Consider the following 20,089-nt stretch of genomic DNA (forward strand, 5'->3'; position numbering starts at 1 on the left):
GTCATGATGCCTACCCGCCGAATCCTCATTGCCGCCGTGTTACTCACGGTACTGGGCTCCGCAGCGCCCTTTGCCTCAGCGGCTGTCGATCCCGCCAACGATGCCAACGGGACCACCGCCGACCAGGTCCACCGCCAGCGCGACCCCTTCACGGACGGCGCCAACAACAGCGCGCGCGATCCCTACCTCGATGGCGCCCACCTGCCTGCGCAGACCTGAATCATTGGCCCGGCTCCGCGCGGCCCGGAAAGACCAGCCGGAAGCAGGTCACCTGCCCCGGTGTCGATTCCGCCTGCGCGGTGCCATGGTGCAGGTCCATGATGGTCTTGACGATGGCGAGCCCGATGCCTGATGACTCGCCGGAGTTGGCCCGGGCCGGGTCCGCACGGAAAAACCGGTCGAACAGCTTCGGCAAATGCTCCGCGGCAATGCCCGGGCCCGGGTTCGACACCTCGATCCGCACCTGCGCGCCCATCTCGCGCGCCCACAGGCGCACCTGTGTGCCGGTGGGCGCGTACCGAACGGCATTGGAGATCAGGTTGCCGACGGCGCGCCGCAGCAGCGCGGGATCCGCATGGACCTGGCCCCGCGCATCGACGAGGATGGTGATCCCCCGGGCGTCCGCCAGCAGCTCGAAGTAGTCCGCCTGCCGCTCCAGCTCGGTGGCGAGGTCCAGCTCGGCGTAGCGCACCGCCACGCGCGCGTTGTCGGCGCGGGCCAGGAACAGCATGTTCTCGATCATGCGTCCAAGGCGTTCGTATTCTTCCACGTTTGACACCAGCAGCGCCTGGTATTCCTCCACCGACCGGTCGCTGGCAAGCGCCACTTGCGTCTGTCCGAGCAGATTATTGATAGGCGTGCGGAAGTCATGCGCCAGGTCCGCGGAGAACTGCGACAAGCGCTCGTAGCGCTCGCGCAGCCGCTCGATCATGTGCTGCAACGCCAGCGCCAGCTCATTGAGTTCCGCGGGAAGCAGCGACGGATCGACGGGCAGCGCTCCGCTGGTGAAGGTCACGGCCCGGGTGCCGGCGGCGATGCGACGCAATGGCGCCATGCCGGTGCGCAGGGCGGCATAGCCAAGCCCGCCCGCCGCCAGGGCACCGAGGCACGTCGCCAGGACCAGCTTCCAACGGTAGGCGCGCAACAGTGCCATGCGCGACACAGCAACCTGGTAGACCGTGACTTGCACCGGCAGCGGCTGCGCGCCGGCGTGCGCGAGCATCGAGATGCCGCGCACAGGCAGTCCGTCGGCGCCGCTCCATGCGCGAATCGATGCCGGCCCGAGCGGCGCGCCCGGCGGCAGCAACGGGGCTTCGGGCGGCACTCCCGGCTCTGCTCCCGCTGCCACCAGCGGCGTGCCGTCGGGCGCGCTGGCGAGCAAGCCGTACTCGGCATTGCCGGCGACCACGCCGCCGAGTTCGCGCCATCGCTCGGCGTTGCTCCCGCCCGTCTCGGCCAGTTCGGCGCGGGCGCGCGCGGCCTTGCGCAGCAGTTCGGCGTCGTCCCGCTCGATGATCTGCATGGCCAGCGCGTGATACAGGTATAGCCCGACCCCGGCAAAGGCGCCCCCCGCAATCAGCGCAAAGGCCAGCGCGAGCCGCGCGGTGAGCGAACCGGCTGACTTCACGACTGGCGCGCTTCCAGGACGTAGCCGATGCCGCGCACGCTGTGGATCAGCTTCGGCGCGAAATGGTCATCCATCTTGGCGCGCAGCCGCCGCACGGCAACATCGACCACGTTGGTGTCGCTGTCGAAGTTCATATCCCACACGTGCGACGCAATCTGGGTACGGCTCAGTACCTCGCCATGCCGGCGCGCAAGAAAGTGCAGCAGCGCGAATTCACGCGGCGTCAGGTCGATACGCTGGCCGCCACGGGTAACCCGGTGGCGAATCAGGTCGATCTCCAGGTCCGTGATCTCGATCCGGTCGGCTTCGCGCAAGGGCCCGCGCCGCAGCAATGTGCGCACGCGTGCCAGCAACTCCACGAACGCGAACGGCTTGGCCAGGTAGTCGTCGCCGCCCAGCTCCAGGCCGCGCACCCGGTCCTCCAGGTCGTCGCGGGCGGTGAGGAACAACACCGGCGTGTCCTTGTGCTCGCGCAGTTGCTTGAGCAGGTCCCAGCCGTTCATCCCGGGGAGCATGACGTCGAGGATGATCAGGTCATAAGCATGCTCCATGGCCTGATGCAGCCCATCGGCACCCGTCACCGCGACATCCACCACGAAGGCCGATTCCGTCAGGCCTTTGCGCAGGTATGCCGCCGTCTTGGGCTCGTCTTCCACTACCAGGATCTTCATTGTCTTGCGCTCCCTGTTGCCGCCGTCTGTATTACATGCCGCGATCATATTCCCGCCGCACCGTGCGCGGAATGACAAGGCTGTAATCGTTTGGCCCGCCGTCTGATGCCCAGGGATGGCATCGTCGCCGGAGCGCGCCGACAACGCCGTCAAATACAGAGCATCGTTCATCGGGCTTACCGCGACCGCGCTGTACGAAGAACCGGGGCCGGTCAGGTCACGTAGGCTCCGGTGCGCCGCATCGGCCATGCCGCCGCAAGGCATGCCGCGAACAGGCATAACGCGGTCCGAAGGGCTGCGCGCGGGTCGATGAGGCACGCGAGCACCTGTTCGCTACGGCTTTCCCCATACAGGCACCAGGCGCAGAAATGCTCGCAGTTGTTGGTCAGCAGCCTGTAGCGATTCTCCCCTAACCGCGAGCGTGCACGCCGCACGGCTTCATGCCTGACGTAGACCGGATCAGCACTTGGTTCGATCAGGACTTCGAATCCGGCAGCGAAATGCGTGATGCTGATTTCCTCGACGGGGCCGCGACGCAGCGACCCGGCAAGTCCGGCGTAATGCACCACTTTGCCGTCGCCTACATAGATGCCATGGTGACTGTAGCCGCGCCGCGGGGTGACGAGATGGGCACCGAGCGGCGGTTCTGCGCCGGCATCGAGGCGTCGCTGTGCCACGGCTGCGCTGGCGGTGCGACGTTGGCTGGAGGTTGGCTGGCCCATGTTCGGAATGCCCAAGCGATCAGGTGAACTTGAGAAAAGCCTATGTCCGGCAACACATTAATAACAATTAAACATTCTTCTACTGTTCATAAGTTTTTGTTTATGCCATGCGTTTTGCTACTGGATCGGCCAGGGAGTATCAACGGCGCCCTGGTTGCGCGCTGAATCGGACCCTCGTCAGTCGACTTCGCTGTACGGTTCGGGCGCTTGCGATGCCGGGGACCGCTCCTCAGGCGCGCGCACGCCGGACCGCGCTGGCTGCCAGCAGCACCGTCAGTCCGACCGCGAACAGCGGCCCCGCCCTGGCCGCAGTGACGGCATGCATGGCCCCCATCTCCCACGACGCCATCACCCAGGCCACCACGCCGATGGCCAGCCAGCCGTCATCGACGAAAAGCCCCATCACTTCCTCGGCCACCATCGCCAGGCGGCCCCGAGCGGGCGGACGCGCGCCGGCGGCTGCACTTGACAGTGCCGTGGCCGGCTTGCGCAGCCGTTTACAGAGATGAACCATTGCCAGCGCAACCACGGCGAAAACGCCGATCAGTGCCAGGATTGCCCAGTCTTCACCCGGCCACGACAGGCCGATGCCCTCGCCTGCCCAGAAGGTGCCGAAAGCCGCGAGCATGACACCGACGCCGAACTTGAGCGCATTCTCCGGAACATTGGCCAGCGGCCGATGCAGCCACACGCCGAGCGCCATCACCGCAAGCAACGCCAGGCCGGCACCAATGGACGCGGGGATGATCATCCGGCCGCCCGCGCCAATCGCAATGACGATGAACACCACCTCGATCCCTTCGAGCATCACGATCTTGAAGGCGGTCGCGAATGCCACCGCATCGATCGCCCGACCGGATGTTGCGGCTTGCCGGCGCAAGGCTTCGGTTTGCGCGCTGAACGCCTGAGCTTCATCGTGCAGCGGCAAGATGCCCGCCGCCCGCAGCACCGCCTTGCGCAACCAGCGCAGGCCGAACAGCAGCAACAGCGTGCCAACGACCAGTTGGGCCACCGGCAGCGGAATCCTGGCGAGCGCGGGGCCGGCGACTGCCACCAATAGCATCAGGGCGGCCAGCGAGGCTGCGGTCCCCAGCAGCGCCGAGCGCCAGCCGCGCACGGCGCCAACCGCCAGCACGATGGTGAGTGCCTCCACGAACTCGACCAGCGAGGCCATGAATGCTGCAAGTATCGAAGGTCCTGCCGAAGTCCATTCAGGCATGTCCCGCTCCAGTTCTTCAGGGTGACAGGGTTCGCTCGCTGGCGCGTTCGGTGCGCTCCAGCGAAGCAATTCCAGACAAGGAGGCCGCTTTTTTTTGCGGCGGTGCTGCGCCGGGGTGCGCTCCGGCCGCCGTCCTGCGCGTGCGACGGCGTGGATTCTAGTCAGTGCGGCGGCGTGCAAAGATGTCAATTCGATTACGGATTTGTCATTCTTGCTCCCTCCGGGACATTAACAATCGTTAATGAACCGCCAACCCAGCCTTCATTCGCGATCGTGCAGAGTGCAACCACCCGCTCTTCACAAACTCCTGGGATGGAGCCTCGATGCCTTCACACAACACACTTCGGCGCAGTGCCTGCCTGGCGGCTGTCACGCTGGCAGTCCTCGCGCTCGCGGGCTGCGGTCCCGCAAAGCCGGCTAGTCCAAAATCAGCGACGCCGGAAGTCACGGTAGTCACGGCCAGGCGGACCAGCGTCCCGGTCTCGGTGGAACTCCCCGGCCGCACCTCCGCCTACCTCATTGCACAGGTCCGCGCCCGTGTTGACGGCATCGTGCAAAAGCGAAGCTTCCAGGAAGGCGCGGACGTCAAGGCCAACCAACCGCTGTACCAGATCGATCCGGCGCAGTATCGCGCCGCCCTGGACAGCGCATCGGCGGCACTGCAGAAGGCAGAAGCGAATCTCGCCACCACGACCGCGCAGGCCGAGCGTTACCAGACCCTCGTTGCCGGCAACGCCATCAGCAAGCAGGCTTATGACAACGCCGTCGCGGCCCGCAAGCAGGCCGCCGCCGATGTTGCCGCCGCCAAGGCTGCCGTCGAGATGGCAAGGCTCAACCTGGGATATACCGACGTGGTGGCGCCGATTGCCGGCCGCAGCGGCATTTCGCAGGTCACCCAGGGCGCCTATGTGCAAGGCAGCGCGGCAACGCTGCTGACCACGATCCAGCAGATCGATCCGATCCACGTGGACCTCAACCAGGCAAGTGTCGCCGGCTTGCAGCTTCGGCGCGATGTCGCCAGCGGACAGGTAAAGCTGCATGGCCTGGACCAGGCCAGGGTGACGCTCACGCTGGAGGACGGTACGCAGTATCCGCTGGCCGGCAAGCTCGAGTTCAGCGGCATTACGGTCGATCCGGCCACCGGCTCGGTGACAGTGCGCGCGGTCTTCCCGAATCCGGACCATGTCCTGCTTCCCGGCATGTTCGTGCGCGCCCGCCTCGAGCAAGGGGTGAATGACAACGCCTTCCTGGTGCCGGTCCCGGCCGTCGGTCATAACCCGCAGGGGCAGGCAACCGCGCTGGTTGTCGGCCCTGACAACAAGGTCGTCCAACGCACGATCCAGGCACAAAGCACGTCCGGCGACAAATGGATTGTCACCGGCGGCCTGAGCGATGGCGACCGGGTCATCGTGACCGGCGGCCAGAAAGTGCAACCCGGGATGCTGGTGCAGGCTGTCGACGCGCAAGCCCGGACCGCGCAGGCCGCGGCCAAAGCGAATGCCGGCGGCGCGTCTGCAACGCGCCAGGCTCCTGTGCTTGCGCAGGCAAGATAAGGGCGGACCCTGACATGGCACGATTCTTCATCGACCGCCCCATCTTCGCGATCGTCCTCTCCCTGCTCATCATGCTGGCTGGAGGACTGGCGATCCAGTCCCTGCCGATCGAGCAGTTTCCGCCCGTGGCGCCGCCCTCGGTCCAGATCAGCACCACGTATCCCGGGGCTTCCGCGACCACCGTGCAGAACACCGTGGTCCAGGTGATCGAACAGCAGATGAGCGGGATCGACAACCTGCTCTATATGTCCTCGACCAGCGACGATACCGGCCAGTCGACCACGACGCTCACGTTCGCCAGCGGCACCGATCCGAACATCGCCCAGGTGCAGGTGCAGAACAAGCTGCAGCTCGCCGTGCCATTGCTGCCGGCCCAGGTGCAGCAGTCGGGCGTGCGCGTCACCAAATCCACCAACGCGTTCCTGATGGTGATCGGCTTCGTGTCGGCTGACAACAGCATGAACAAGTTCGACATCGCCAACTACGTGGTCTCCAATGTCCAGGATCCGATCAGCCGGATCAATGGCGTCGGCAACATGAACGTGTTCGGTACGCAGTACGCGATGCGGATCTGGCTCGACCCGAACAAGCTCAATAGCTACGCCCTCACGCCGACTGACGTCACTGCGGCACTGCAAAGCCAGAACGTGCAGATCTCCGGCGGCCAGCTCGGCGGAACGCCGGCCGTGCAGAACCAGCAGCTGAGCGCAACCATCACTGAAGCGACGCTGCTGCGCACGAGCGAGGATTTCGGCAAGGTATTGCTCAAGGTGCTGCCCGACGGTTCGCAGGTAAGGTTGCGTGACGTCGCGCGCATCAATCTCGGCGCGGAGAGCTTCAATGTCGACAACAAGTACAGCGGCCAGCCCGCCTCCGGCATCGGCATCCAGCTCGCGCCGGGCGGCAACGCGCTGGTCACCGCCGCCGCGATACGCGCCCGCATCAAGGAGCTGGAACCGTATTTCCCGCATGGGCTGAAGGTGGTCTACCCGAACGACGTCACGCCCTTCGTCAAGATCTCGATCGAAGAAGTGATCAAGACCCTGCTGGAAGGCATCGTCCTGGTGTTCCTGGTGATGTACCTGTTCCTGCAGAATATCCGCGCCACGCTGATCCCCTCGATCACGGTGCCGGTGGTCTTGCTCGGCACCTTCGGCGTGATGTCGGCGCTTGGCTTCACCATCAACACGCTGTCGATGTTCGGCCTGGTGCTGGCCATCGGCCTGCTGGTGGACGATGCCATCGTGGTGGTCGAGAACGTCGAGCGCGTGATGCACGAGGAAGGACTGTCGCCGCTCGAGGCCACCCGCAAGGCGATGAGCCAGATCAGCAGTGCGCTGATCGGCGTGGCGATGGTGCTGTGCGCGGTGTTCGTGCCGGTGGGGTTCTCCAGCGGCACCGTCGGCGGGATCTACCGCCAGTTCTCGCTCACGATCGTTTCGTCGATGCTGCTGTCGGTGTTCGTCGCGCTCTCGCTCACGCCCGCCTTGTGCGCCATGCTGCTGAAGCCGCCACGCGAGGACCATGGCGAGAAGAAAGGGTTCTTTGGCTGGTTCAACCGCACCTTCGACAAGGGCCGGGACAGGTATGTGCATGGGGTGCGGCACGTCGCGGCCCGCTCCGGGCGCTGGCTGATCATCTACGCGGCAATCGTGGCTGCCGTGGGCATCATGTTTGTCAAGCTGCCGACATCGTTCCTGCCGAACGAGGACCAGGGCTTTATGTTCGTGCAGGTCCAGACTCCGCCGGGCGCCACGCAGGCGCGCACCGGTGCGGTACTCGACGAGGTCAGCAATTACCTGCTGAAGGATGAAGCGGCGATGGTCGAGGCCACCTTCATGGTCAATGGCTTCAACAATGCCGGCCGCGGTCAGAGCCAGGGCCAGTTGTTCGTCCGCTTCAAGGACTGGAGCCAGCGGAACCGTCCCGACCTGACCGCCAAGGCGCTGTCCGAGCGCATCGTCAAGCGCTATGCCGCCTACAAGGATGCCGTCATTTTCCCGGTCAGCCCGCCGCCGATCCGCGGCCTGGGCGTTGCCGCCGGCTTTGACTTCGAGCTCGAGGACCGCGGCGGGCTCGGTCATGAGGCGCTGGCCAGGGCGCGCGACCAGCTTCTCGCGCTGGCCAAACAGGATCCGGAGCTTGCGCAGGTGCGCTTCAACGGGCAACAGGACAATCCGACTTTCAAGGTCAATATCGATCGCGAGAAAGCCGCCGCGCTCGGCGTCAGCCTGAGCGACGTCGACCAGACCTTCTCGACTGCCTGGGGTTCGCGCTATGTCAACAACTTCCTCGATACCGACGGACGCATCAAGAAGGTATACGTGCAGGCGGATGCGCCTTATCGCATGAATCCCGACGACATCAATCTGCTCTATGTGCGCAACAGCGGCGGCAGCATGGTGCCCTTCTCCGCTTTCGCGAGGTCCGCATGGACCTACGGCCCGCCCGTCCTGCAGCGCTATAACGGCGTCGAAGCCATGGAGATCCAGGGCCAGTCCGCACCGGGCAAGAGCTCCGGACAGGCAATGCTGGCGATGGAGCGGCTGGCCAAGCAACTGCCCCCGGGTATTGGCTTCGAGTGGACGGGCACCTCACTGGAGCAGCAGCAATCGAGCTCGCAGGCCCCCCTGCTGTACGGCTTGTCGATCCTGGTGGTATTCCTGAGCCTTGCCGCCTTGTATGAGAGCTGGTCGATCCCGGTCTCCGTCATCATGGTGGTGCCGCTCGGCATCCTGGGCGCGCTCGGTGCCACGTCATTGATGGGCCTGTCCAACGATGTTTACTTTCAGGTCGGGCTGCTCACCACCATAGGCCTGTCGGCAAAGAACGCCATCCTTGTCGTCGAATTTGCGCGCGAGCGTCACGCCCAGGGCCTCACGGCGCTCCAGGCGGCCATCGAAGCGGCACATATGCGCATGCGGCCGATCGTGATGACCTCCATGGCCTTCATGCTTGGAGTGCTGCCGCTGGCGCTGGCAAATGGCGCGGGCTCCGCCAGCCAGAACGCCATCGGCACCGGGGTGATAGGCGGCATGTTGACCGCCACCTTTGTTGCCACCTTCCTGATCCCGATGTTCTATGTCGTGGTCAGCAACAGGCTTGGCAGAAAGAAGCCGGCCGAGCCGGCAGCATCCGCGATGGCCGCGGCTGACCAAAGCGCCGGAGGACACTGAGATGAAGCGATACCGATACGCAGCCTGCGCACTGCTCGTGACCCTTGCCGCCGGTTGCTCGCTGCAGCCCGTGTACCAGCGACCAGCAGCACCCGTGTCGGCCGCCTTTCCCGCGGGCGAGGCCTACAAGACCGCTTCAGCCGGGACCGCCAGCGCCACGCTGCCGGCCGCGGAGATCGGCTGGCGCGATTTTCTTGCCGATCCTCGCCTGCAGCGGCTGGTCGAACTCGCACTGCAGAACAACCGCGACTTGCGCATCGCGGCGCTGAACGTCAGGAAAGTCCAGGCGCAGTACCGCATCCAGAATGCGGCACTGTATCCGCAGGTGGACGCCGGCGCGAGCGCTACGGCCAAGAGCACGTCTCCCGGCGGTTCCATCACCGGCGCGGGCGCCTCCCACAGCTATTCGGCGGGTCTTTCAGCGTCCTGGGAGATTGACTTTTTTGGCCGCCTGCAAAGCCTCTCGGATGCAGCATTCGAGCAGTACCTGGCAAGTGCCTACGCGCGCCAGGCGGCCAAGATCCTGCTGGTGTCCGAGATCGCTGACCAGTACCTCACCACGCTCGCTTACGACGAGCAACTCGCGGTGACGCAGAGCACCCTGGAGACCGCGCAGGCAGCCTACAAGATCGTGAAACTGCAGTTCGACACAGGCACCGCGTCCGAACTGGACCTGCGCCTGTCGGAGACCACGGTCGAGCAGGCACAGGCAAATTACGCCGCCCAAGTCCGCTTGCGCGCGCAGGCCGAGAATGCGCTGGTGCTGCTGGTCGGCCAGCCGATGCCGCCCGACCTGCCTGCGCCCGTCAGGCTCGGCGACCAGCCGATCCTGACCGACCTTCCGGCCGGCCTGCCCTCGGATCTGCTGCAACGCCGTCCTGACATCCTGCAGGCCGAGGCAACCCTGCGCTCGGAGAACGCGAACATCGGCGCCGCGCGCGCGGCCTTCTTTCCGCGCATTTCGCTGACAGGCACCCTCGGCACGGCCAGCGCGGCACTCGGTGGCTTGTTTGCAGGCGGATCCAGCGCATGGTCTTTCATCCCCTCCCTGGTCATGCCGATCTTTACCGCTGGCGCGAACCAGGCCAACCTGGATGTCGCGACGGTCCAGAAGGACATCGGCATCGCGCAATACGAGAAGACCGTCCAGACCGCGTTCCGGGAGGTTGCCGACGGGCTGGCGGCGCGCGGCACCTATGACAACCAGCTGGCGGCGCAGCAGCGCTACACCGATACCCAGCAGCGCCGGCTGGCGCTGGCCAACATGCTCTACACGAGTGGCACCGACAGCTATCTGAGCGTGCTGACCGCACAGACCGACTTGTATAACGCGCAGCAGGCACTGGTCACGACCCGCCTGAACCGCCTGACCAGTCTGGTCGACCTGTACCGCTCGCTCGGCGGCGGCTGGATCCAGCGCACTGGCGATGCGCCGCGGCAGGCGGCAAGTGCCTCATAATTCCCGGAATCGTGAGGATGGGCCTTCGGATCGCCGCGAGGCTGGCAACCAGAACACACTGTGCCTAATATCTCATCAGGCCATGCCTGGGGACCGGATTCATCATGAAACTACTGATCGTCGAGGACAACGAGCGCGTCGCCCAATTCCTCAAAAAGGGATTGAGCGAAGCGGGGCACACCGCGGATCACGCCGACAACGGACGCGACGGCATGTTCCTCGCTGCAAGCGAGCCTTATGATGCGATCATCATGGATCGGATGTTGCCAGGCGGCATTGACGGCCTGGCGATCATCGAGGCGTTGCGCAGGACCGGAAGCAAGGTCCCTATCCTGATCCTGAGCGCCCTTTCGGATGTGGACGATCGCATCCGGGGTCTCAAGAGCGGCGGTGACGACTACCTGGTCAAGCCCTTTGCCTTTGGCGAGCTGCTGGCACGCCTCGATGCACTGCTGCGGCGTTCGCAGGAGGGCCGGGCCGAGACCACGCTGACGCTGGGCGACCTCTCCATGGACCTGCTTGCCCATAAGGTAACGCGGGCGGGCAAGGCCGTCGCGCTCCAACCGCGTGAATTCAAGCTGCTCGAATACCTGATGCGCCACGCCAACCAGGTGGTGACGCGAACCATGCTGCTGGAAAACGTGTGGGACTATCATTTCGACCCACAGACCAATGTCATCGACGTCCATGTCAGCAAGCTGCGGCAGAAGATCGATGACGGCAGCGGGCGGCAATTGCTGCGGACCATTCGCAACGCCGGCTATATGCTGACAGCAGATGATTAAGCGCTTGCGCTTTTCAGCGCTGAACGTCGGGCTTGGCTATGTTGCCGTGAGCCTGGTCGTGCTCACCCTGTTTGCCACACCGCTCTTGTACGCCTGGCACAACACCATCGAGCAAAGTCGCACCGAAATGCTACAGGCCGATGCGCGGAATATGGAAAATCTCTTTGCCAGGCACGGAGCCGATGCGCTGGTCATGGCCATTGAAACCCGGGTCGGCGGGCAACTTGAGGACGTCGAAACCACCATCATCCTGTTCACTGATCCGGCCCTGGCGAAGCTTGCCGGCAATTTGCCGGCATGGCCCCGCGAGGTTCCCGCATCGACTGGCATGCACGCCGCATCAATCGGTGTACGCGAGCGGGTGGTAAGGGCCGTGCTGATCCACAAGGTACTTCCCGGGGGCTATCACCTGTTATTGGGGCGGGACGTCAGCCGCTTTGAGAAGCTCGAAGCACTGTTCATGTCCGCGCTGGCGGGCGCAGCCTGCATGGTCTTGCTGCTAGGCGTAGCGGGTGGGCTACTGGTCCGTCGCACGCTGCTCTCGAAGGTGCACGACATCAACCAGGCAGCCGCTGCCATCATGCAGGGAAATCTCGCACACCGGTTGCCGGCTTACGGCGGTGAAAGCGAGCTCAATACGCTCGTAGAGACCCAGAACCGCATGCTCGACCAGATCGAGCACCTGGTCGAGGGCATCCGCAACGTGTCCAATGCGATCGCGCATGACCTGCGCACACCGCTGGCGGAGTTGCGCTCCCGCCTGGAAGAATTGTCGGTGACCCGGCCGCGCCCGGAACAAACCTTCGCCGAGATCGACAGCGCCATTGCCGACGTCGACCGCGTCATGGGCATCTTCAACGCGCTGCTGCGCCTGGCGGAGATTGACTCCGGAATGCGCCGCTCTGGCTTCATCGAAGTCGATGCCGCTGCCGTGGCGGGCGAAGCCGCTGAATTCTATCAACCCGTGGCGGAACTCCAGGGGGTGGCCCTGTCTTTCGCGTCGTCCGGTCCGCTCCCGCTGGCTGGCGATCCCCTGTTGCTGGCGCAGGCGGTCGGGAATCTTATCGACAACGCGCTCAAGTATGCCCAGCAGCGCGGGACAATCACAGTCGAGGCGTCACGCCGCGCTGACGGGGCGGTCGTCATCTCTGTGTCAGACGATGGGCCGGGCATCCCCGATGACGAGAAGCACAAAGTCCTCGAACGCTTCTACCGCGGCGACGCAAGTCGAAGTACACCGGGTGTGGGATTGGGGCTCAGCCTCGTGGCCGCCGTTGCAAAGCTGCATGGCGGCGCCCTGGAGCTGACCGACAATCACCCGGGGTTGAGGGCAACGCTGGTCCTCTTTTCTTAGAGTTCATACTTGGGGAGGGTCGTGATCTCCCCTGCCGATCACGCAGCGCGTGTCGCGGCCACTGCCCTGATTTCGACGAAGAGCGACGGCGGGGCCAATGCGGCCACGCCGAGGATGGTCCAGGCGGGAGAGTCTTCCCGGATGTAGCGGTCCTTGATTTCGCGGAACACCTGGAGCTGCTTGTCGACATCGACGTGATAGCTGACCAGCTCGACAAGATCCACGCGGGCTGCGGCCCAAAGCCGTTTGCAGCGAGCATCACCTTCGATGTCTCCTCCCCTTTAAGTCTCCCTTAAGTCTTTCCTCATAGAGTGAGGTTGTACCACCAACAACCGGATACAGACGCCATGACCCCCCAAGATTCGCAAGCACTCGAAGTCTTCCTGACTCAATTGACCCAGGCCCGCGCCAGCGCGAAGGACCCGCAGGCGCAGGCGCTCATCGCCCAAGCGGTCGCGATACAGCCGGACGCCGCCTATTTGCTGGTCCAGCGGGCCATGCTGCTCGATCATGCCTTGTCGATGGCAAAGGCGCAGATCGCTGCATTGCAGGACCAGTTGCAGGCTGCGCAGGCCAACGGCTCCCGCAGCTTCATCGATCAGCAGATTGCGTGGGGCGCCAGTGCGAATCCTGCTGCCGCGACGCCCGTGCCTGCGCCCGCTCAGTCAGTGTCACCCGCGTTGCAGATCCCCCCGGCGCAGCCGCCCCGGCCGGGCTTCCTGAGCGGCGGGCTCGGCGGCACGCTGGGCAGCATCGCAACCACGGCTGCCGGCGTGGCCGGCGGTGCCTTCCTGTTCCAGGGTATCGAGAACCTGTTCGGCCACAGCAGCAAGAACGCGTTCCTGGAGCCGTCCGGCATGAACACGCCAGGAACGGAAACGAACGTCGTCAACAACTACTACGGGAACGATGACCAGACATCGGTCGCTGCGCGCGATGGGGGATCGGATAGTGGCAATCTCGATGCAGGCCTGAGTGACGACGGTTTCCTGGACGACGATTCGACCGTGATCTAGCGCCATCGCGCTGCCCGCGTGGCACGCGGCTGCCCTGCCCCCCAGGATCAATGCTGACTCGCCCCGGCAGCGCCAATCCCGGTCATCGCACGCACGAACTGCGCACCATATCGCTGGCGCTCGGTGCTGGCCTGGGTGGAGCGGTCCAGCACCGACGCCAGCCAGGCGCTGGCGAAGGCCAGCGTCATCGAGAACAGCGCCGGGTTGGCATACGGGAAGATCGCCTTGTCATGATGCAGGATGCCTACCCAGACCGTCGGGCCCAGCACCAGCAGCGCCACCGCCGACACCAGGCCGGCCATGCTGCCGGTCACGGCGCCGCGAGTGGTCAGGCCTTTCCAGAACATCGACAGGAACAGCACCGGGAAGTTGACGGAGGCCGCGATCGCCAGCACCAGGCCGGACAGGAAGGCGATGTTCTGCTTCTCGAACATCACGCCGAGCACCATGGCCAGCACGCCGATCACCAGGGTGGCCGCCTTGGACACCCGGATCTCGTCCTTCTCGTTGGCCTGCCCGCGGCGGAACACGTTGGCGTACAGGTCGTGCGAGACCGCCGAAGCGCCCGACAGGGCCAGGCCCGCCACCACCGCCAGGATGGTCGCGAACGCCACCGCCGAGATAAAGCCGAGGAAAAGATCGCCGCCGATCGCATGCGACAGGTGCACCGCCACCATATTGCTGCCGCCGATGATCTTGCCGGCGGCGTCGCGGTAGGCCGGGTCCGCGCCCACCATCACGATCGCACCGAAGCCCACCACCAGGATCAGCACGTAGAAGTAGCCGATGAAGCCGGTGGCATAGAGCACGGACTTGCGCGCCTCGCGGGCGTCGGCCACGGTGAAGAAGCGCATCAGGATGTGCGGCAGGCCCGCGGTGCCGAACATCATCCCTACCCCCAGCGAGATCGCATCGACGGGATTGGACACCAACCCGCCCGGCGACAGGATCGCCAGCCCCTTGTCATGCACCTTCGCCGCGCCGGCGAACATGGCTTCCGGGCTGAAACCGAAGTACGCCAGCACCATCACGGCCATGAAGGTCACGCCGCCAAGCAGCAGCGCGGCCTTGATGATCTGCACCCAGGTGGTGGCCAGCATGCCGCCGAACATCACATACAGCACCATCAGCAGGCCGACGATCACCACGGCGGACTCATAGCTGGTGCCGAACAGCAGCTCGATCAGCTTGCCGGCGCCGACCATCTGCGCCACCAGGTACATGATCACCACCGTCAGCGTGCCGCAGGCGGCGGTGATCCGCACCGGCTTCTGCGCCAGCCGGTATGACACCACGTCGGCGAAGGTATAGCGGCCGAGGTTGCGCAGCCGCTCGGCGACGATGAACAGGATGATCGGCCAGCCGGCCACCACGCCCAGCGCGTAGATCAGGCCGTCATAGCCCTTGTCGAACATCATCGCGGAGATGCCGAGGAAAGAGGCCGCGGAAACCATGTCGCCGGCAATTGCCAGTCCGTTCTGGAAGCCGCTCAGCCCACCCCCGGCGGCATAGAAGTCGGATGCCGAGCGCGTGCGGCGCGCCGCCCAGCGGGTAATGCCGAGCGTGAACAGCACGAACAGCATGAACATCACGATGGCGCTCCAGTTCAGCGGCCGCGGCGCGGCTTCGCCCTGGATTGCGGGTGCCGCCGAGGCGGCCATGCTGGCAAGCCCGAGCAGGGCCGCGCACAGGTAACGGTTGGCGGGCTTCATGCCTGGCACTCCTTGCGCACGCGTTCGTTGAGCGGGTCCAGGTCGCGGTTGGCCCGGTACACGTAGATCCCGGTCAGCAGCACGGCCGAGACGATCACCGCGACGCCGAGGGGAATGCCGACGGTCATCACACCCGCGCCCAGCGGTGTGCCGAGCGTGGTCGGCGAGAACGCCAGCAGCAGGATAAAGCCGAAGTAGATCGCCAGCATGACCAGCGTCAGCGACCAGCCCAGGCGGGTCCGCCCGTTGGTCAGCCGGATGAAATCGGGGTGGTTCTGGATGGTTTCCAGTTGTCTCGCGTCCATGGTGGTCTCCTTTGGCGCAGGGGGGCGCGGCGCCTCTGGGTGGGCGCCATCGGTGGATGAATTGCTGCGGGGATGAATCTGCCGGCGGTTTGCTCCCCTCTCCCGCGCGCGGGAGAGGGGCCGGGGGAGAGGGCAGGCGTGTGGCAAGCACGTTGCCGCCACACTCCGTGGATACTCCTGCCCTCTCCCCCACCCCTCTCCCGCAGGCGGGAGGGGGGAGCGTTTGCCACGGGTGTTGGTAGAGAACAGTGCTTCAGATCGCCCCGACCGGCTGCTCGTGCGTCACCTTCGGCCGCATATCGAGCACCCGCCGTGCCTTGCCGACCGTGGTGCGCTCGATGCCGTCCGCATCCACCACCTGCACGCGCGTGGTCACGCCCACGTAGGTCTTGATCTGGTCCTTCAGCTCACGCTCCAGCGTCGCGCGGGCGTCGGCACAGAGGGCTGCCGAAGGTCCGGGCCGCGCTTCGACCCGAACTTCCAGCTTGTCCAGGTGGCCGTCGCGGGTCACCACCAGCTGGTACTGCGGCGCCAGCGCCGGCGTCTTCAGGATCAGCTCCTCGATCTGCGACGGGAACACATTGACTCCGCGGATGATCAGCATGTCGTCCGAGCGGCCGGTGATCTTGCCGATGCGGCGCATCGCACGCGAGGTGGGCGGCAGCAGGCGCGTCAGGTCGCGCGTGCGGTAGCGGATCACCGGCAGCGCTTCCTTGGTGAGCGACGTGAACACCAGTTCGCCCTCTTCGCCATCCGGCAGCACCTCGCCGGTCACCGGGTCGATGATCTCGGCGTAGAAGTGGTCTTCCCAGATCACCGGGCCGTCCTTGCTCTCGATGCATTCGCATGCGACCCCCGGCCCCATGACTTCAGACAGGCCGTAGATGTCCACCGCGTCGATGCCGGCGCGGGCCTCGATCTCGGCGCGCATCGCATCCGTCCACGGCTCGGCGCCGAAGATGCCGACCTTGAGCGAGCTTTCCGACGGGTCCATACCCTGGCGCTCCATCTCCTCGATCAGGTTCAGCATGTACGACGGCGTCACCATGATGATGTTGGGCTCGAACTCGCGGATCAGCTGCACTTGTTTCTCGGTCTGTCCACCGGACATGGGAATCACCGTACAGCCTGCCTTTTCGGCGCCATAGTGGGCACCCAGGCCGCCCGTGAACAGGCCATAGCCATAGCTGACATGGACCAGGTCGCCGGCGCGGCCGCCGGCGGCGCGGATGGAGCGCGCCACCACGCTGGCCCAGGTATCGATATCCTTCGCGGTATAGCCGACCACGGTCGGCTTGCCCGTGGTGCCGCTCGACGCATGCACGCGCGCCACCTTCTCGCGCGGCACAGCGAACATGCCGAAGGGATAGTTGTCGCGCAGGTCCTGCTTGGTCAGGAATGGAAACTTCGACAGGTCTGACAGCGACTGCAGGTCGTCCGGATGCACCCCGGCCGCATGGAAGGCCTTGCGGTAATGCGGCACGTTGTCGTAGGCATGGCGCACGCTCCATTTCAGCCGTTCCAGTTGCAGCGCCTGCAGTTCGTCGCGGCTGGCGCGCTCGATCGGCTCCAGCTCGTTGGGGTTGGGGATGCGTTGAACCATTGTCTACTCCATCATCGTTATGATCGCGCCGCATACGTATTTGGGGGCCGGCGCCGGGTACTGCGACTGCTTGCTAGTACATCAGATATGGGAACGGCTCTGCACCACGCGGAAGCGGTTGGCGACGAAGGCCGCATCCGACAGCGAGGCATTGGCTGCCGGGTTGGCGCCGGTGGCATGGAAGTCGCTGAACGCGGCCGACTGGTTGACGAACACGCCCCCGGTCAGGTTCAGCGACAGGGCCACGCCCGCGTCCTCGGCGGCATCGCGGATGGCCTCATTCACGCCGGCATCGGTGGTATAGGCCGACAACGTCAGTGCGCCATGTTCCTTCGCGCCGCGGTGCGCCAGCGCGATGCTGTGCGCGGTGTTGTCGGTGGCGACGATGAAGGAGATCGGGCCGAACAGCTCCTGCATGATCTTGCCCTCGTCGCTGGCGTCCACCTTGAGCACCAGCGGCGTGCGGATGCGCGCGCCGGGAAACTCCGGGTGCTCCAGCACGCGGCTGTCGGCGACGATTTCGCCCAGTGCGCGCGACGATTCGATGCGCTGCACCACCCCGTCGTTCTGGATCGCGCCCAGCAACTCCACCGCCTTGGCCGCATCGCTGGTGAGCCTGACCACGCCCTCCCCGATCGCCGCGGCTACCTGGTCGAAGCTGAGGTGCCCTTCCGGCGTGTCGATGCCGTCCGTCGGCACATAGATGTTCTGCGGTGCCGTGCACATCTGGCCCGAGTACAGCGCCAGCGAGAACGCGATATTGCGCACCATGCCCTTGAAGTCGCCGGTGGAGTCGATCACGATCTGGTTGACGCCGGCCTTCTCGGTATAGACCTGGGCCTGGTGCGCATTGCGCTCCAGCCAGTCGCCATTGGCGCTGCTGCCGGTGAAGTCGATCAGGCGCACTTCCGGGCGCAGCGCTAGCGTGGACGCCATGCGCTCGGTCGGGTCGTTGGCCACCAGCGTGACCAGGTTGGGGTCGAAGCCGGCTTCCTGCAGCACCTCGCGCGCCACCTCGACGGTGATCGCCAGCGGCAGGATCGCGCCCGGGTGCGGCTTGACCACCACCGCGTTGCCGGTCGCCAGGCTGGCGAACAGGCCGGGATAGCCGTTCCAGGTCGGGAAGGTGCAGCAGCCGATCACCAGGCCCACGCCGCGCGGCACCACGCTGTAGCGCTTCTCCATGCGCAGCGGCTCGCTCTTGCCCTGCGGCTTCTCCCAGATCGCCTGCTTCGGGATGCGGCGCATCTCGTCCCAGGCGTAGGCAACGGCTTCCAGTCCGCGGTCCTGCGCGTGCGGGCCGCCGGCCTGGAAGGCCATCATGAAGGCCTGGCCGGTGGTGTGCATCACTGCGTAGGCAATCTCGAAGCTGCGGCGGTTCAGGCGCTGCAGGATTTCCAGCGACACGCCGACCCAGGCTTCCGGCCCGGCCTTGCGCCAGGCCGGCATGCCTTCGGCCACGCCGGCAAAGAGCTGGTCGAGGTCGGGCTTCGGATAGGTGATGCCCAGTTCCGCGCCGTAGGGCGAGACTTCCTTGCCCGCCTGGCCGACGGTGCCCGGCTGCGACAGCGCGAACGGGCGGTTCAGGCGGGCCTCAAACGCAGCCTTGCCGTCAGCGTTGGCGGTTTCGCCGTAGACCCTGGGGCTCGGCATTTCGGTGAACGGGCTCCAGTAGCCGCGCTCAGCAATGGCTTGGGTGGCTTGTTCCAGCAGCGCCTGGTGGCGTTCAAAAAACAGATGGGACACGGCTTGCTCCGGGGGCAGAGTGATTTGTGTATGGGTCGGGACGGCAGCAGGAAACGCCTCAGGTTTCCTGGTCGAAGTCGATCACCAGCTTGTCGCTGACGGCGTAGCTCTGGCAGCTGAGGATGAAGCCGCGCGCGACTTCGTAGTCCTCCAGCGCAAAGTTGACGTCCATGTCGACCTCGCCTTCGATGCGCTTGCAGCGGCAGGTCGAGCAGACCCCGCCCTTGCATGAGTAAGGCAGCTCGATGCCTTGCGCCAGCGCGGCATCCAGCACCGTCTCCTTATTCTTCTCCAGCGTGAAGGAACGCGTGCGGCCGTCCTGGATCACCGTCACCTCGCACTGCTGCTGACCCACCTGCTTGTGCGCATGCGCGGCCGGGCGTGCCGAGGGGATGCTGGTTGCGAACAGCTCGCGCTTGATGCGGGCCTTGTCCACGCCGTTGTCGAGCAGCGCCTGCGACACCTCCTCCATCATCGAATGCGGGCCGCAGATAAAGGCGATGTCGATGTCCTGCGGCTTGACCCAGTGCTTGAGCAAGGCATTGACCTTCTCGCCGTCGATGCGGCCGTTGAAGAGGTCGATATCCAGCTGCTCGCGGCTTAGCACGAACACCAGGTTGAAGCGCTGCAGGTAGGTGTCCTTCAGGTCTTCCAGCTCTTCCTTGAACAACACGGAAGACGAGGCGCGGTTGCCGTAGAACAGCGTGAAGCGGCTTTCCGGCTCGGCCTGTAGCGTGGTCTTGATGATCGACAGCATCGGCGTGATGCCGCTGCCGGCGGCAAATGCCACGTAGTGCCTCGCTTGCGCGGCAGACAGCGGCACGTGGAAGTGGCCGGATGGCGGCATCACCTCCAGCTTCATGCCGGGCTGCAGCTGTTCGTTGGCCCAGTTCGAGAACAGGCCGCCGTCGACGCGCTTGATCGCCACGCGCAGCTGCGCGTCCTGCACCGCCGAGCAGATCGAGTACGAGCGGCGCACGTCCTCGCCGCCGATGCCGGTGCGCAGCGTCAGGTGCTGGCCCTGGATGTAGCGGTAGGTGTCGGCCAGTTCATCCGGCACGGCAAAGGTCACGGCCACGGCATCGCGGGTTTCGCGGGTGACCGAGGCCACGGTCAGTTCATGGAATTTGCTCATCTCACT

At 65.3% G+C, this 20,089-nt stretch carries 17 protein-coding genes; 7 read left to right on the forward strand and 10 right to left on the reverse strand.

The genetic code is table 11. From position 1 onward, the window contains the following. Positions 1 to 3 precede the first annotated feature (3 nt). Positions 4 to 219: a hypothetical protein gene (locus KB879_RS11610; RefSeq protein ID WP_153954031.1), complete on the forward strand. Its 216-nt coding sequence runs from the start codon at positions 4 to 6 to the stop codon at positions 217 to 219. Position 220: 1 nt separating this feature from the next. Here the strand turns inward: KB879_RS11610 and KB879_RS11615 are convergent, their stop codons facing one another. The 4 genes from KB879_RS11615 to KB879_RS11630 form a co-directional block, all read right to left on the reverse strand. Next, positions 221 to 1,627, reverse strand: coding sequence for a heavy metal sensor histidine kinase (locus KB879_RS11615; protein WP_211981364.1), 1,407 nt, complete (start codon positions 1,625 to 1,627; stop codon positions 221 to 223). Further along, the gene (locus KB879_RS11620) at positions 1,624 to 2,298 is read right to left on the reverse strand and encodes a heavy metal response regulator transcription factor (RefSeq protein WP_153954030.1); all 675 of its coding nucleotides are present in this window, start codon (positions 2,296 to 2,298) and stop codon (positions 1,624 to 1,626) included. The genes KB879_RS11615 and KB879_RS11620 overlap by 4 nt, the downstream gene beginning before the upstream one ends. A gap of 212 nt (positions 2,299 to 2,510) precedes the next feature. Further along, complete coding sequence (locus KB879_RS11625; RefSeq protein WP_153954029.1) at positions 2,511 to 3,020, reverse strand: lecithin retinol acyltransferase family protein; 510 nt, start codon at positions 3,018 to 3,020, stop codon at positions 2,511 to 2,513. 229 nt (positions 3,021 to 3,249) lie between these two features. Next, a complete protein-coding gene (locus tag KB879_RS11630) occupies positions 3,250 to 4,194 on the reverse strand; it encodes a COG4280 domain-containing protein (RefSeq protein WP_194946800.1) in 945 nt (314 codons plus the stop codon). A 368-nt stretch (positions 4,195 to 4,562) separates the two neighbouring features. Between KB879_RS11630 and KB879_RS11635 the strand changes: the two genes are divergently transcribed. The 5 genes from KB879_RS11635 to KB879_RS11655 all read left to right on the forward strand — a co-directional run bounded on the left by KB879_RS11635 (position 4,563) and on the right by KB879_RS11655 (position 12,566). After that, a complete protein-coding gene (locus KB879_RS11635) occupies positions 4,563 to 5,792 on the forward strand; it encodes an efflux RND transporter periplasmic adaptor subunit (RefSeq protein ID WP_211981366.1) in 1,230 nt (409 codons plus the stop codon). 14 nt (positions 5,793 to 5,806) lie between these two features. After that, positions 5,807 to 8,968, forward strand: coding sequence for an efflux RND transporter permease subunit (locus KB879_RS11640; RefSeq protein WP_153954027.1), 3,162 nt, complete (start codon positions 5,807 to 5,809; stop codon positions 8,966 to 8,968). A 1-nt stretch (position 8,969) separates the two neighbouring features. Then, entirely contained in the window at positions 8,970 to 10,427 is a 1,458-nt protein-coding gene (locus tag KB879_RS11645; protein WP_211981368.1) for an efflux transporter outer membrane subunit, read from the forward strand. Between the two features lie 104 nt (positions 10,428 to 10,531). Continuing rightward, a complete protein-coding gene (locus tag KB879_RS11650) occupies positions 10,532 to 11,212 on the forward strand; it encodes a response regulator transcription factor (protein WP_114135028.1) in 681 nt (226 codons plus the stop codon). Further along, positions 11,205 to 12,566, forward strand: a complete 1,362-nt coding sequence (locus KB879_RS11655) for a HAMP domain-containing sensor histidine kinase (RefSeq protein WP_211981370.1) — start codon at positions 11,205 to 11,207, stop codon at positions 12,564 to 12,566. The genes KB879_RS11650 and KB879_RS11655 overlap by 8 nt, the downstream gene beginning before the upstream one ends. A gap of 38 nt (positions 12,567 to 12,604) precedes the next feature. Here KB879_RS11655 and KB879_RS11660 read toward each other — a convergent pair whose 3' ends face one another. Continuing rightward, positions 12,605 to 12,790 carry a Rid family hydrolase gene (locus KB879_RS11660; RefSeq protein WP_249221286.1) on the reverse strand — a complete coding sequence of 62 codons (186 nt, stop codon included), beginning with the start codon at positions 12,788 to 12,790 and terminating at the stop codon, positions 12,605 to 12,607. Between the two features lie 123 nt (positions 12,791 to 12,913). Here KB879_RS11660 and KB879_RS11665 point away from each other — a divergent pair, with 123 nt between their 5' ends. After that, positions 12,914 to 13,582, forward strand: coding sequence for a DUF2076 family protein (locus KB879_RS11665; RefSeq protein ID WP_211982180.1), 669 nt, complete (start codon positions 12,914 to 12,916; stop codon positions 13,580 to 13,582). Between the two features lie 47 nt (positions 13,583 to 13,629). On the opposite strand, the gene KB879_RS11670 is transcribed toward KB879_RS11665, so the two are convergent. The 5 genes from KB879_RS11670 to paaE form a co-directional block, all read right to left on the reverse strand. Beyond that, the gene (locus KB879_RS11670; RefSeq protein WP_211981372.1) at positions 13,630 to 15,294 is read right to left on the reverse strand and encodes a cation acetate symporter; all 1,665 of its coding nucleotides are present in this window, start codon (positions 15,292 to 15,294) and stop codon (positions 13,630 to 13,632) included. Continuing rightward, positions 15,291 to 15,599, reverse strand: coding sequence for a DUF485 domain-containing protein (locus KB879_RS11675; protein WP_153954022.1), 309 nt, complete (start codon positions 15,597 to 15,599; stop codon positions 15,291 to 15,293). Before KB879_RS11675 ends, KB879_RS11670 begins: the two co-directional genes overlap by 4 nt. 253 nt (positions 15,600 to 15,852) lie before the next feature. Further along, complete coding sequence (paaK, locus tag KB879_RS11680) at positions 15,853 to 17,202, reverse strand: phenylacetate--CoA ligase PaaK (RefSeq protein WP_211981374.1); 1,350 nt, start codon at positions 17,200 to 17,202, stop codon at positions 15,853 to 15,855. 81 nt (positions 17,203 to 17,283) lie between these two features. After that, complete coding sequence (paaN, locus tag KB879_RS11685) at positions 17,284 to 18,948, reverse strand: phenylacetic acid degradation protein PaaN (RefSeq protein ID WP_211981376.1); 1,665 nt, start codon at positions 18,946 to 18,948, stop codon at positions 17,284 to 17,286. Between the two features lie 58 nt (positions 18,949 to 19,006). Beyond that, entirely contained in the window at positions 19,007 to 20,083 is a 1,077-nt protein-coding gene (gene paaE / locus KB879_RS11690; RefSeq protein ID WP_013952977.1) for a 1,2-phenylacetyl-CoA epoxidase subunit PaaE, read from the reverse strand. Positions 20,084 to 20,089: the final 6 nt, after the last annotated feature.

This window comes from Cupriavidus sp. KK10 (assembly GCF_018223725.1).
In the GTDB taxonomy this organism is placed as follows: domain Bacteria; phylum Pseudomonadota; class Gammaproteobacteria; order Burkholderiales; family Burkholderiaceae; genus Cupriavidus; species Cupriavidus necator.